11 protein-coding genes are annotated in these 12,594 nt (G+C 49.4%); 2 read left to right on the top strand and 9 right to left on the bottom strand.

The window, feature by feature from the left end; genetic code table 11:
* Nucleotides 1–27: 27 nt before the first annotated feature.
* The 3 genes from KWJ01_RS06900 to KWJ01_RS06890 all read right to left on the bottom strand — a co-directional run bounded on the left by KWJ01_RS06900 (nucleotide 28) and on the right by KWJ01_RS06890 (nucleotide 3,271).
* Nucleotides 28–1,572, bottom strand: a complete 1,545-nt coding sequence (locus KWJ01_RS06900) for an ATP-binding protein (RefSeq protein ID WP_224995693.1) — start codon at nucleotides 1,570–1,572, stop codon at nucleotides 28–30.
* A 12-nt stretch (nucleotides 1,573–1,584) separates the two neighbouring features.
* A complete protein-coding gene (locus tag KWJ01_RS06895) occupies nucleotides 1,585–2,739 on the bottom strand; it encodes an acyl-CoA dehydrogenase family protein (RefSeq protein ID WP_224995692.1) in 1,155 nt (384 codons plus the stop codon).
* 160 nt (nucleotides 2,740–2,899) lie between these two features.
* Entirely contained in the window at nucleotides 2,900–3,271 is a 372-nt protein-coding gene (locus KWJ01_RS06890; RefSeq protein ID WP_370634663.1) for a cupin domain-containing protein, read from the bottom strand.
* A 128-nt stretch (nucleotides 3,272–3,399) separates the two neighbouring features.
* Here KWJ01_RS06890 and KWJ01_RS06885 point away from each other — a divergent pair, with 128 nt between their 5' ends.
* Nucleotides 3,400–3,885: a DinB family protein gene (locus KWJ01_RS06885; RefSeq protein ID WP_224995691.1), complete on the top strand. Its 486-nt coding sequence runs from the start codon at nucleotides 3,400–3,402 to the stop codon at nucleotides 3,883–3,885.
* Here KWJ01_RS06885 and KWJ01_RS06880 read toward each other — a convergent pair.
* The 3 genes from KWJ01_RS06880 to KWJ01_RS06870 are packed head-to-tail and all read right to left on the bottom strand — an operon-like array spanning nucleotide 3,882 to nucleotide 7,731.
* Entirely contained in the window at nucleotides 3,882–4,076 is a 195-nt protein-coding gene (locus tag KWJ01_RS06880) for a YwbE family protein (protein WP_224995690.1), read from the bottom strand. The genes KWJ01_RS06885 and KWJ01_RS06880 overlap by 4 nt on opposite strands.
* A 9-nt stretch (nucleotides 4,077–4,085) precedes the next feature.
* Nucleotides 4,086–5,366 carry a DUF3999 family protein gene (locus tag KWJ01_RS06875; protein WP_224995689.1) on the bottom strand — a complete coding sequence of 427 codons (1,281 nt, stop codon included), beginning with the start codon at nucleotides 5,364–5,366 and terminating at the stop codon, nucleotides 4,086–4,088.
* Complete coding sequence (locus KWJ01_RS06870) at nucleotides 5,359–7,731, bottom strand: DUF2339 domain-containing protein (RefSeq protein WP_224995688.1); 2,373 nt, start codon at nucleotides 7,729–7,731, stop codon at nucleotides 5,359–5,361. The genes KWJ01_RS06875 and KWJ01_RS06870 overlap by 8 nt, the downstream gene beginning before the upstream one ends.
* 366 nt (nucleotides 7,732–8,097) lie before the next feature.
* On the opposite strand from KWJ01_RS06870, the gene KWJ01_RS06865 reads away from it, so the two are divergent.
* Complete coding sequence (locus KWJ01_RS06865) at nucleotides 8,098–9,402, top strand: DEAD/DEAH box helicase (RefSeq protein ID WP_224995687.1); 1,305 nt, start codon at nucleotides 8,098–8,100, stop codon at nucleotides 9,400–9,402.
* A gap of 142 nt (nucleotides 9,403–9,544) precedes the next feature.
* Here the strand turns inward: KWJ01_RS06865 and KWJ01_RS06860 are convergent, their stop codons facing one another.
* From KWJ01_RS06860 to KWJ01_RS06850, 3 genes are all read right to left on the bottom strand, one after another.
* On the bottom strand, nucleotides 9,545–10,759 hold the full coding sequence (locus KWJ01_RS06860) for a lactonase family protein (protein WP_224995686.1): 1,215 nt from the start codon (nucleotides 10,757–10,759) through the stop codon (nucleotides 9,545–9,547).
* A 144-nt stretch (nucleotides 10,760–10,903) separates the two neighbouring features.
* The gene (locus tag KWJ01_RS06855; protein WP_224995685.1) at nucleotides 10,904–11,827 is read right to left on the bottom strand and encodes a hypothetical protein; all 924 of its coding nucleotides are present in this window, start codon (nucleotides 11,825–11,827) and stop codon (nucleotides 10,904–10,906) included.
* Between the two features lie 98 nt (nucleotides 11,828–11,925).
* The gene (locus KWJ01_RS06850) at nucleotides 11,926–12,405 is read right to left on the bottom strand and encodes a CYTH domain-containing protein (RefSeq protein WP_224995684.1); all 480 of its coding nucleotides are present in this window, start codon (nucleotides 12,403–12,405) and stop codon (nucleotides 11,926–11,928) included.
* Nucleotides 12,406–12,594 lie beyond the last annotated feature (189 nt).

The raw sequence follows: 12,594 nt of genomic DNA, 5'->3' as shown, positions 1-12,594 counted from the left end.
CGGAGCAGATGCTCCGCTTTTTCTTTTCTAACGCTGCTCTTTCAGGTATACCCTGAAGGTGCTGCCAAAGCCTTCTTCGCTTTCTACCTCTATTCGGCTGTCGGTGCTCTCTACTATTCTCTTGATGATGAATAAGCCTATTCCGCTGCCTTCTACGTGTGTGTGCAGTCGCTTGAACATCGAGAAGATATTATCTTTTTTATCGGCAGGAATGCCCAGTCCATTATCCTCAACACTTAACATTGTGTAATCACCACTCCGCTCTACCTTTATTTTTATGAGTGGCTTACGGTTGGGAGCACCGTATTTAAGGGCGTTTGTAAGCAGGTTGTAAATAATGCTGCGAAACTTGCTTTTAGGAAAACTAAGGCTAAGTTTGGGCGGGCAGTCGAGCTGAATGGTGGCGCCGGCGCTTTCTATCATCTTGTGGATGAGGGTTTGAACTTCACCAATTACCTCAAACGCATTGGTCTGGATATCCTCATCCGTATGTTTTTTATGAATCTGGGCTACTTCAGCAAGATCTTTGATTGTTGCCAGGAATCGGTCAATGGAAACATCAACCATGGCAAACAGGTGCTGGAGTGCAGGGTCTGTAGTGTCTGACTTTTTTCTGATGAGCGTAATCAGGCCTTCGATGTTTGCAATGGGGGCCTTCAAATCATGCGAAGCCGTATAGACAAAAGCATCCAGGTCATTTACTGCCCTACTTAGCTGATGGTTTATTTTCTGAAGTTCCACTAGCTGGTGTTCTACCTTCTGCTGAGCCAGCACCTTATCTGTAATGTCGGTGATGAGCCCCAGGCGGTAGGGAACCCTGTTCTTGATGGTGATCTGTGCAAAGCTGATTTCCAGCACCTGTGTCTGGTGGCTGTTACGTTCTATGGTAAGCTGCTCGGTACTACTCTGGTCCTGCCCGAATAGCTTCGCCAGTTGTTTCTGCTGCGCTGCACCAAAAAGGCTGCTGAAGGGGGCGCCAATCAGTTGTTTCTCCGTATTATCCAACACCCTGGTGGCATAGCGGTTAACAGCAAGGATCAGTCCTTTTTCTGTCATAAGTACGGCCCCAATGGGTGCCTCCTGCAGAAATTTATCAAGGTACTCCGATTTTATATCTTCGTAAATATGAGCATTTGGCTGCTGCAGGGCCGGGGCTGTTTTGAGGCGCACGTAATTACGCCTTTGCTGTGTTTTTAGAATTGCATTTTGAGTAGCACTTGCAAGCCCAGTGCCAATCTCGCTTGCCAGGCTCTGTACATTATTGCCAATAAATGGAGTAAAGAGCAGGGCCTGCTTGATCTTAGAAAAGCTTTTGCTGTCGTTTACAATAATCACAGACAGGTAGCTGTCTATGGCATGGGCCATCTGGGCCAGTTTAATTGGGTTGTCAACCTCTTCGCCTATCAGGTACACATCTGCAGCCCTTGCCTGCTGTGCCAGCTCCTCGCGTGCTGTGTTTTCGCATATTTCTATGAATTCACCTGTTTCAGCCTCTTGCGTGGTATCTGCCAGTCCATGACGTAGTGCTTCGATACTCGATGCAGTTAAACCAGTATATGCTATTCTCGCCATTCTTTATAAAGATCAATCAGATAGTATGGGCTGGTCGAGCAGGGCTCTGCCCAGCCAGGTGTAGAGCAGGTCAGTAGTGGGAGACATGATGTGGGCTGCCCTTGCATCGCGCAGCAGCACATTAAAGCGGCTGTTTTCTCGGTAGGCAATACCTCCCGAAAGGGTCATGGCTTCGTTTACAGCCTCTACGGCACAATGGGCCACTTCGGCCTTCGCAGAAAGGATGGCAGGAAGTGCATTGAAGTTTTCAGTGTCGCCTTCCTGTGCGGCATAGTAGATCAGCCTGCGTGTTCGTTCAATCTTAGCCCATAAAGATCCCAGCTTGTGCTGTAGCACGTGTACCTGGCTTAAACCGGCACCGCTGTGGGCATAACTTCTGCGTTGCAGATGTTCGCGGGCCTCGTTAAAGGCAGCCTGCGCAATACCAAGGTAGGTGCCGGCCATGGCTGTTAAAAAGTACGGCGCCACCACGTTAAAGATATACCAAAGCTGATCTCCCTGTTTGCCAAGCAGATGCCTGGCAGAGACTTTGGCTGACTGAATATCCAGTCCCCGGGAGGAATTCCCGCGCATGCCCATGCCCTGCCAGTCTGGGCCCCATACCAAGCCCTCTGTTTCCCTGTCTACCACAATGCAGGAGAACAGATTCGGGTCAGCATCCGGGTCTACAGCTACTGTGGATATAACGTAAGAATCGGCCTGGTTGCCATTGGTGATAAAGGATTTCTTTCCCTTAATACTGAATTCATTTTCAGAAAGGGGCAGAAGCTGCGTTTGGGGGTAGTAAAAATGAGCGCCGGTGCCTGGTTCACTTAGCGCCAGGGTAGTGAGGTGCTCTCCACGCGAAATTGGCACCAGGTAATTTTCTTTCTGCCAGTGGGTTGCTTTGGCAGCTATAACAGCAGTGCCAACGCAGTGCATACCAAAGCATAGGCTGGTAGAAGCACAGGCTTCGCCGAGTGTTTCGGCTACACGTGCCAGCGCATAAAGCCCATGCCCCTGGCCCCCTGTTTCTTTAGGAGCAACGAGTCCTCCCAAACCGGCATTCAACAGTGCCTGAATACTTTTTTTCGGCCATACGGCTTCCTTATCTACCAAAGCCGATTCTACAGAAAGTACTTCAGTAGCCAGGTGCCTGGCCTTTTTCAGTATTTCATCTAATTGCATGAGGATTGATTACGTAAACAGGAGCTGATAATAGCTGTATATATAATATGAAAAATTGTGCAGACCAAGGAATGTTTAAAATAGGGGGTCCTAGTGCCTGAAAATATTCAACAAGCAGGCCTGATGCACAGCAGGCTTGGTTGTTGATCAATGATAAGGTCTAAAGCCTTTCCAGCGTTGTTCTGGTAAGCTCTGATGCATCTAATGTTCCTGTATTGATGGTGGTAGCAGGCTCAAACAGAAGTACATGCGCTTCCTGATCTGCTACCGGACGGTGCTCGGTGCCCCTGGGTACAATCATGAAATCACCTTTGTTCAGGACCACTGTTTTATCCCGGAGCTCCATGCGGAAGGATCCCTCCACCACAAGAAAAAATTCATCTTCGTGCTCATGCTGATGCCATACAAAGGCTCCTTTAAACTTAGCCAGCTTTACCTGCTGCCCATTGAGTTCACCCGCAATACGGGGATTCCAGTAGTCTGAAAATTGAGCAAACTTTTCCGTTAGGGTAACTTTATCCAGGTTCATCATATTTTTGAATGGGGTGTGAGTTCACTAAATTAGTATTAATCTGTATTGATAGCTACGGAAATCGGATAAGAGGATTTTTACTTTCGGGCATGGAGTAGCTGATTTTTTCTTAAGCTTATCTTGAAGGTATGTGCACAAACCTGATTAACGAATTAAAGGAAGTTTTTGAGGGCGAACCCTGGTATGGGGTTTCTGTACTCGGTAGTCTGCAGGCTGTGCCTGTTGAGGTGCTGAATTATAAACCCTATGCGGCCGGACATTCCATTGCTGTGCTGCTGAAGCATATGCTGGCCTGGCGGGTATTTGTGCTGGAAAAGCTGAAGGAGAATAGTGCGTACAGTATAGAAATTAACTCTTCTGCAGATTGGGATAATGATTTTATCATCAGGAATGAGAATGAATGGCAGCAGTTGGTAAAAGCTTTGAAAGCTTCGCAGCGGGAGCTTATTGCCCTCTTGCAGGAAAGGGAGGAGGCGTGGCTAGCACAGCAGGTGCCGGGAAAGAACTACAACTACCGGCATTTACTGAATGGCATGCTGTACCACGATATTTACCACCTGGGGCAGATCAGGCTAAGCTGGAAAATGGCTGAAGCAGAGGTCCGCAGGGGCTAACCCAGGATCTCCTTCACACGGCCAACCTGACCATCCATCAGCCTTACTTTAATGCCATGATGGTGGGTGGGAGAGTTGGTGAGCAGATCTTTTACAACGCCTTCGGTAAGTTTGCCGCTGCGCTGATCCTGCTTCAGTACTATTTTTACCCGTAGCCCGGGTTTTACATCAGCTCTTCGGGTGCCGTCCATGGTGGGTATTTAAGCGTTTTGGGATTGATTTTCGGTTCTTAGCATTTTAATGGCAAACCAGCCCATAATGCCGATCAGTAACAGCATAATGCTCCAGAGCCACAGTTTGTTAACAAAAAGGCTGCTGGTGGCCGGTAAATTTTTAGCCAGCGCATCTTCAGGGCCAAGTGCCACAGGCTCCGGCAATAGAGGTATCCTGTCAGGGAAAAGAGCTATATCATAGCGGGGCGCAGAGGCCTCCGGGTTTCCATACACCAGGTAATACTGGTCAGAAACGGCTGCAGTGCTGCTATCAGCGCTGATATTGCCTGTATCCAGGCGGGTGATCAGTAGGTAGCGAGGCCCCTGCAGCTGTACGCTTCTTATGTTGAGGGGCAGGTTGCTGCCATTGTGGATAAGCAGCCGCAGCTTTCTGGCAATGGTGTTATTGAAGGTAAACAGCGAATCTTCCAGCGAGCTAAGCGTGCCGGTAAAGAGGGTGCGATAGTGGTAGCGCCATCCATTCTCGATCTTACTGCTGTCAATGGCATATTGCAGGCTGATGGGCCTGTAATAATCAAAAGTATCTGCTACCTGTATGAGCATTTGCGAGAGAGGCAGGGGCTGAGGCAGCTCCAGCAGGATCTCCGTTTGCTTTTCTTTCCTGTTTTCCTGGGCTTTGTATAAGCTCAAAGTGTAGTTCCGGTACTCGCCGCTGCCTGCTTCCTTTAGCAGCAGGGTAAGAGGCATTAGCTCAGGTTTTTTATCGCTGCTGATCTGCAGGCGCAGGTATTTATAGCGGATGGTGGGGAAGCGCAGGGTGGTAAAACTGTAGTCTGTGTAGGCATTTTCTACTGACAGGATGCGGTAGTTATCCAAAACGGTAAACCACTCGCCCTGGCTGTGGCTGCCCTCCAGCTTTACCCGCCAGTCGAAATTGGGGTTGCCAAACTGGAGCTGTATTTCGTTCAGGGCCTTTTCTTCGGGCAGCTCCATTGTATAAAAGTAATTTCCGGCTTTGCTGGTCTGGTTAAGCAACTGAAAAGGTAGCTGGCGTACCACTGTTTTGGAAGCCGTATTTTGCAGCAGGTAGGGCATCTCAAGTGTATCTCCGCCGGCTGCAATGCCCCGTACCCTTAGGTCGGAGAGATCGGGGTTTAGCTTACTGAAGATATCGTCAGGCAGGGGAACACTGTGCCAGCTGCTGCTAACCCCTTCCAGCTTACGCTGATACTGGTATCCCTGCCATTGCGCAAAGCAAAAGGTACTGCACATAAGCAGGAGCAGGAGCAGGGGGGTGGACTTATTCATGGCTGGCATCGGCAATTAGGTGCTTGTACTTATTATAAAGGAACGAAATAATCAGCAGTAAAATACCCAGCGAAACCAGAACGATGGTTTTGGCAATGGTATCCAGGTGCGCAATATCGTAGAAAAACAGCTTGAGCAGGGTAATACCAAACAGGAGAAAGGCACCGATCCGCAGGTGTTTCTTCTTTTTACCAATTCCAATGCCAATAATAATCAGTGAATAAATGCCCCACAGAATGCTTAGCCCCAGTTCATGTGCATTGCTGTAGCCACCCAAGCTTATCCAGTGCACCAGCTCGTTGCTGGCAAGCCATAAAATAGAGCCGTACAAGAGAAAATCGTAGGCTATTTTAATGTTTAGCTGCAAAAAGTCCTGCTTTTTAAGCTTATAGCAGGCCCACAGCAGCAGGGCTAGCAACGAAAAGCATAGGTAGCGGACCAGGAGGTTACCCAGGCCCTGGCTGTAATATTCTGCTGCGGAAGCATCCTGCCATTGTAGGCGCAGGGTACTGAGGGCATTGAGCCCCTGTGTCAGAAAACCAATTACTACAAGTCCTGCCAGGGCCAGTGTGAGCCAGCCCAACTCCCTGTTGCGCAATTTCAGGATATTGAAAAAGGCCAGACCACACACAAACAGGATGGAGTAGTTGAGCACCCAAACATCCTTAAACTGCAGCAGGCTGATGTTGTATAGCCAGATAGGGGGCTCTGTTTCTGTCTCGGGAATGCTGATGTGTGAGGCCTCGTACAGCTGGGTCCAGTAAGCAGCAATTTCCAGCTCAAAGGCATAGTAGGCACCAATCAGCAGTAGCAAGCCAAGGGTGTAGCTAAACATGCGCTGCATTAAACTTCTGTCTGCTGTTGTGCCGATGGTTTTATAGTCAAACCAGGCCATAAAGGCAAAAGCAGCAACAAACAGCAGGGAGGTCAGAAAATATGGATTCAGCAGGGGCGTATAGCCATCAGCGATACCTGTGGCATAGCCCATGGGGTAGTAAAGGGACCAGTCGTGCAGCAAGCTGGCAAAGGCCAGTAGTATGAGCGGATAGGAGAGGCGTTCGTATATTTTCACGCCCCTGCCACGGCCAATCCAGAACAGCAGGGCAGCCTCGCCGGTCCAGAGCAGTGTAACCCAGTTGCCCTCCAGCTGCACCGGCACCGCAATGGTAATAAACACCAGCACCAGCCCTGCCAGCAGATAAAATAAGTTTCTGTCGGCCAGTGCCCTGCGGTAAACAATGGCGCAGACCATAAAATGTACCAGGGCATTCAGTAGGGTAAACAAGCCCAGGTACTGATCGGCAACAGGATGTCCATCCAGGATGGCGTAACCAACACCAAAGAATATAAAGGAGTTAAAAAGCAGCAGCACCACATCGGCCTGTCCGTAAATCTCTTTCCGGGTAAGCTTGTATAGCAGGAAGGTGAGATAGAAAATTGAGAAAAAGAGGGCGGCAAAGCCAAGCCCTATGGCAAAATGCTTTTCTACACGATAATCCAGGCTGAACCAGGCCAGGAAAATAAGCCAGCTGATGCCAAAGGCAAGGTAGTACAGGGGTTTCCAGTAGCGTTTATAAGCAATAATAAGAATACCTGTGTTGATGATGGCCATATAGCTGAAGAGTATATGTACCCTGCCGGAGCCATCGCTGAGGAGAAAAGGAACGGCATAAGCACCTACCAGGCCAATGTGCGCAATTACCTGCATATTATAATGCAGGGCTGCTACAACCGTAAATGCGGTAAACAGCAGCATAAGTCCAAATGTCAGCGCCTGTGGAAATAGGCCGTAGAAGCTGAAGGCAGCAAGGGTAATAAAGTACAGAATGGCCATGGACCCGCTAAGAAGCACAGCGCTGAAGTTCGGGTAGTTTTTCTTCAGGTATATGGCAAAGCTAATAAGGGCGAGGCCAGCGCCATAGCCCATGATGATGCGCGTAAGCGGACTGATCAGCTCATTGTCGATGGCATATTTAGCGCCAACTGCCACACCAAAAATAATGATGATGATGCCTATTTTATTGATCAGGTTTTCGCCGATAAACTTCTCCAGGTCTGATTTGGCCTTGGGTGCTGCTCCGGAGGGTGCCCCTTGATCCAGCGTGGAAGTATCTGCCGGGGCATGGGCTGCTTTACTGCTGTAGATGGGCTGGGCAGGTGGCAATTTTTCGCCATGCTCACCTCTGGTTACAGGGCTTTGCTGCGGCGCTGGAGCCCTTCCGGGCAGTTGCAGGTCACTGGCTGCTGAGGTGGCGGAGAGCACCTGCAGGCGGAGCTTTTCTACCTCCTGCTGAAGCTGTTCCTGCTTCAGGAGCAGTGCTTCCAATTGTTGCAGTAGTTTCTTATTATCTTCAGGATGTTGCATAGGACCTAAATTTTAACCAACCCTCACCATCAACGCTCAACAGGGCTATTTCTGCTGTACAGCCTTTCTCCCGGCTAGCTTATGGCTGGTATTTTAGTGCAATGGTTAGAGCAAGATAAGCATATTTTAGCGCTGTTCCCTAATGTTATGTTCTCCGGGTGCAGTATAAGCCGGAGAGATGTGTAAGAATGGAACAGCTTATACCAAAACATTGCCAGGATGCATCTCTTAATCTATTGAAGACAGCTGTGGAAAAAGGAGTATCTTAAAAGCACCGCCTCATATAATTTACAGCAAGCGTATGAGGTGCCAGAACAATTGTGCACATTAGCAGATTAGCACATCAAAGCATTAACACATTAACCAATGATCTCACAAGCGCTGCAGAACCTTAACATAAAAAAACTGAACGAAATGCAGCAGGCTTCACTGGAGGCTGCGGGGCAGGCGGAGTCGCTGATCCTGCTGTCGCCGACAGGTTCAGGTAAAACACTGGGATTTTTACTGCCCCTTCTGCAGCAGCTGGACCCGCAGCAGGAAGGGGTGCAGGCGCTGGTGCTGGCGCCCTCGCGCGAGCTTGCCCTGCAGATAGAAGGGGTGTTCAGGCAAATGGGTACACCCTATAAGGTTAACTGCTGCTATGGCGGACACTCCATCAGAATTGAGCAAAATAACCTGCAGCAGCCGCCGGCAGTGCTGGTAGGTACTCCCGGCAGAATTGCCGACCACCTCCGGCGCGAAAGCTTTAAGCCTGCCACCATCCGCAGCCTGGTACTCGATGAGTTTGACAAAGCCCTGGAATTAGGTTTTGAGCAGGAGATGGCTTTTATCCTGGGTCAGCTGACGGGGCTGAAAAAGCGCATCTTAACCTCTGCCACCAACATGGAGGAGGTGCCCCATTTTACCGGCATCAGGGCACCAAAGATCCTTAATTACCTAAGTGATGCTCCTTCTGAAAGGCTTAGCCTGAAAGCAGTAAGGGCGACAAGTACAGATAAGCTGGAGGCTCTTTTTGTACTTATCTGCACCCTGGAAGCCAAACCTGCCCTGGTTTTCTGTAATCACCGTGATGCCGTTGAGCGCATCAGCAAGCTGCTGGGGCTAAAGGGCATTGCCCATGGCACCTTTCATGGAGGTATGGAGCAGGAGGAGCGGGAGCGCGAGCTGATCAAATTCAGGAATGGCAGCCACCGCCTGCTGATCTGCACCGACCTGGGCTCCCGGGGACTGGATATACCCGACATTGAATATGTAGTTCACTACCAGCTGCCACCAGATGATAAGGCCTTTGTGCACCGCAACGGCCGCACCGCCCGCATGACGGCCACTGGTACTGCCTACCTGGTTCTGGCAGAAGAAGAGTCCCTGCCCGATTACCTGGAAGAGGAGCCCGAATATGAATCTTTACCAGAGGCTGCTTCACTGCCCCGCAAATCAGAATGGTCAACCCTTTACATTGGCGCCGGTAAAAAGGATAAGGTGAACAAGATTGATGTGGTAGGCCTCCTGCTCCAGAAAGGCGGACTCCAGAAAGAAGAACTGGGCAGGATAGAAGTACTGGACCATGCAGCCTATGCTGCTGTTAAGCGCAGCAAGATGGACTCGGTACTGAAAAAGCTGCGCAATGAAAAGATCAAGAATAAGAGGGTGAAGTTTGATCTTTCGAAGTAGGAGTGGTGCCCCGCCTCACCTAACCCTCACCTTGGAGGAGAGGGCCAAGCGGCCGGTAGAAATGAGAAAATTGCTACTATATAATATAATGGCGTTCAATTCCCTTCTCCTAAAAAGGAGAAGGGTTAGGGATGAGGTGTTATCAATCTACAAACTTGAGGCAAACAGGTGTAGGTATTTCGGTGTTGATGCCGGTTTCCTGCAGCAGGCCTGTATTCTCATCGATGCGGAAGGTTACCACATTGCCGCTGTCCTGGTTAGCCACCAGCAGGAATTCGCCGTTGGGGTGTATCACAAAGTTGCGGGGGGTAAGACCAAAAGTAGGCTGATGCCCCATCAGTTTCAGTACGCCGCTTGTTTGGTTAATTTCGAACATGGCAATGTTGTTCATATCGCCACGGTTAGAGGCATAGAGATACTGGCCGGAGGGGTGGATGTGAATATCAGCACTGCCAGCCTGCCCGCTAATGCCCCCCGGGATGGTAGATATAGTCTGGAAACTTTCCAGGGCCCCCGATACAGAATCGACCTTGAAGGCAGTGATGGTGCCGCTCAGCTCATTTACCACGTAAGCAAAATCATTGATGGGATGAAACGTTAGGTGGCGTGGGCCGGAGCCTGGCTCAAGGGTAGCCGCTTCACCGGCAGGGATCAACTTTTCACCAAGGGCATCCAGGGTGTAGGTGTATATTTTATCAGTCCCCAGGTCTACGGCATAGATGAACTTTTCATTTGGGCCGGGTACAATCATGTGGGCATGTGGTGCTTCCTGGCGAGGTGTTGGGCCTTTGCCGCTGTGTTGAATAACAGTAGTAGCCTCCTGCAGCTCACCATTGGCTTCAATGGGTAAAAGGGCAATACCGCCGCCATAGTTTGCAACCATGGCAAAGCCGCCGGTTTGGTCAATGCTAACGTAGCAGGGGTAATCACCTTCTGATGAAACTGCGTTGATGGCACCCAGCCGTCCGGAGCTTCTGTCGAGACGAAAGGCCTGTACCGTACCAGCTTCATTTTCACTCTCGCCTCCGGTTTCGCTTACGGCATAAACCCAGTCGCTGGAGGGGTGTATCGTTAGGTAAGAGGGATTTACAATGGGAGGAGAGGTGCTCACCTGGGTGAGATTACCTGTTTCCAGATCAAATTCATAAACATAAATGCCATCGGCCTTGCCATCTACGTGGCCCTCTTTTCTGGTGTAGGTACCTACCACCAGGAGTTGTTTTGTTTCTTGCTGATCCACTGCTTGCGGGGCTTGTGTTTCTACGGTTTCGGTATTGGATGCACTGCTGCACGCTGATACTACTACCGATAAAGCCAGTAAAAGTTGTAGCGGCCTGGCCATCGAAAATGTATTCATGATTTCTGTTCTGGGTTGGTTTTATAAAAACTAAGGTAAAGGATTGGTTCTGCTTGAAAGCAAGGGGTTTGTTCTAATGACGAATGTAAAGGATAAAGAAAGAATGCGAAAGTTTTTTTCCAGCCTTTGTCGCTTTTTAGACTTTCAGAGTTTGGTGTGGATGCTCGTGTTTAGCCTTAACTCAAGCATCAGCGAACTTCCTTTATCATTATCTGCCACTGCCAGGATCTCCAGATAATCGTCTCCGCTTTCAAGCACATCAATGGATTCAAGTTTTTCCAGCAGTGGGTTTCCGCTGCTGTCGGTGATGATCCAGAAGTCTGTTACGGGACTTCCCGCTTGTTCCATGCTTAATACGCCTACCAGGCTGCCCAGCACTTCGCCATCATCGATCCAGTTTTCAGTATCTTCCACGCTGGCCGTAAAGAGTATGAGGCTGGTGCCCGGAATGGAGCAGGCTCCTGAAAAGCGTGCCTGTTTGCCGCCAATTTCCGGTAGCTGGTGTTGGTGTACCTCTATATTCAGGGGGGTAGGTGGAGCCGGATTGTTGATATAAGCAAACAGGCTGTTCCAGTCTATGATAATGATGCTGTTGGTGCCCCTGTTAAACAGCCAAAGGTCCTTGCCTGCCATTACGGCACCTTCCAGATTAAGATTGTCCCTGCTGATGCCTTCCTTCCGGTAAATAGCATCGTAGAGGCGGGTGAGCGAGTACCTCTTGGGATTGTGGAGATTGTTGAGGGGCAGCACCAGCAACGAATCCCGCTCCGGAGATTTAGAGCCGGAGCCAAAAACCAGCAGCGACGGCTCCTGCCCCCAGGTGGCATGGGTCATACTTTCAAAATCTGGTTTGCCGCTTTTGGGGATTCGAGCATTGCCAGCCCACTCCTGCAGCATCAGGTACTGGTTGGTTACCTGGTATTGCTGGTTAAGCACAAAGAGGTGGGGCGAGTCATCACCCACCAGGTAAATCTTGTCGCCGGAAACGGCCAGTCCGGAGCCAGAAGGTACGCTATCCAGCAAAATGGTTCTTTCAACTATTAAGGTACTCGTTTTCTGCTTTTGCATACACTGAACGTTCATCAACAGTAAAGCTGTAAAAAGTAGAGTCTGTTGAATGGTGTAAATCAGTTTAGAACTAGCTTTGTACTGCATCGATTTTTGCTTCAGTCCTCATTTTTCCAGTTGCAATAGGGGTTGTTTACCAGCTGGCTGTTAAGGTAGCGTTTATCCAGGGTTACTTCCTCGCCAATCCAGGCAGGTTTCTCAAAAGCTTCCGCTTCTGTTAAGAGCTCCAGCTCTGCCACCAGCAAGCCGGCATTGTTGCCCATGAATTCATCTACCTCCCACAGTTTGCCCTGGTGGCGTACAAAATGCCTCGTTTTCTCAATAATATCGGAGCAGAAATTATCGATCAGGGCATGTGCCTCTTCCTGGGGAATCTCCCACTCAAACTCAGATCGAGTGATCCCTTTGGGCCTCCCTTTAATGGTAAGGTAGCCTTTATTGCCTGCTGTACGTACCCTGATGGTTTTATCCGGATCGGTAGAGAGGTAAGCCTGACGCATCGGGCTGCTGCTATCAGGTGTTACCTGCAGCCACAGATCCTTTATTACCAAAAATTTCCTTTCTATTTCTACACCCATTTTCAAAAATTAAGTAACCCTGTATCTATAAATGCGTATAAAATGTTTTCCAAATAAGTACTCTTGTGTCATTACATTAAAAAAATGTGCTGATCTGGTCCGGTTTAGCAGGCAGCCAACCTACGCAATATCTTTGGTAGCTGCAAAAACGGAACTTCAGAAAAAGTAAAGCCAATGCAATGTAACTGA

This window comes from Cesiribacter sp. SM1 (assembly GCF_020178975.1).
GTDB lineage: Bacteria > Bacteroidota > Bacteroidia > Cytophagales > Cyclobacteriaceae > Cesiribacter.
Note: the sequence above shows the minus strand (reverse complement) of the source record. Positions and strands in the feature narration are given on the sequence as shown.

Excerpts from the sequence above, each read along its gene's own strand:
- KWJ01_RS06850 (WP_224995684.1), bottom strand. The coding sequence starts at position 12,405 with ATGGGTGTAGAAATAGAAAGGAAATTTTTGGTAATAAAGGATCTGTGG.
- KWJ01_RS06900 (WP_224995693.1), bottom strand. The coding sequence starts at position 1,572 with ATGGCGAGAATAGCATATACTGGTTTAACTGCATCGAGTATCGAAGCA.
- KWJ01_RS06885 (WP_224995691.1), top strand. The coding sequence starts at position 3,400 with ATGTGCACAAACCTGATTAACGAATTAAAGGAAGTTTTTGAGGGCGAA.
- KWJ01_RS06860 (WP_224995686.1), bottom strand. The coding sequence starts at position 10,759 with ATGAATACATTTTCGATGGCCAGGCCGCTACAACTTTTACTGGCTTTA.
- KWJ01_RS06890 (WP_370634663.1), bottom strand. The coding sequence starts at position 3,271 with ATGATGAACCTGGATAAAGTTACCCTAACGGAAAAGTTTGCTCAATTT.
- KWJ01_RS06875 (WP_224995689.1), bottom strand. The coding sequence starts at position 5,366 with ATGAATAAGTCCACCCCCCTGCTCCTGCTCCTGCTTATGTGCAGTACC.
- KWJ01_RS06855 (WP_224995685.1), bottom strand. The coding sequence starts at position 11,827 with ATGCAAAAGCAGAAAACGAGTACCTTAATAGTTGAAAGAACCATTTTG.
- KWJ01_RS06870 (WP_224995688.1), bottom strand. The coding sequence starts at position 7,731 with ATGCAACATCCTGAAGATAATAAGAAACTACTGCAACAATTGGAAGCA.
- KWJ01_RS06880 (WP_224995690.1), bottom strand. The coding sequence starts at position 4,076 with ATGGACGGCACCCGAAGAGCTGATGTAAAACCCGGGCTACGGGTAAAA.
- KWJ01_RS06865 (WP_224995687.1), top strand. The coding sequence starts at position 8,098 with ATGATCTCACAAGCGCTGCAGAACCTTAACATAAAAAAACTGAACGAA.
- KWJ01_RS06895 (WP_224995692.1), bottom strand. The coding sequence starts at position 2,739 with ATGCAATTAGATGAAATACTGAAAAAGGCCAGGCACCTGGCTACTGAA.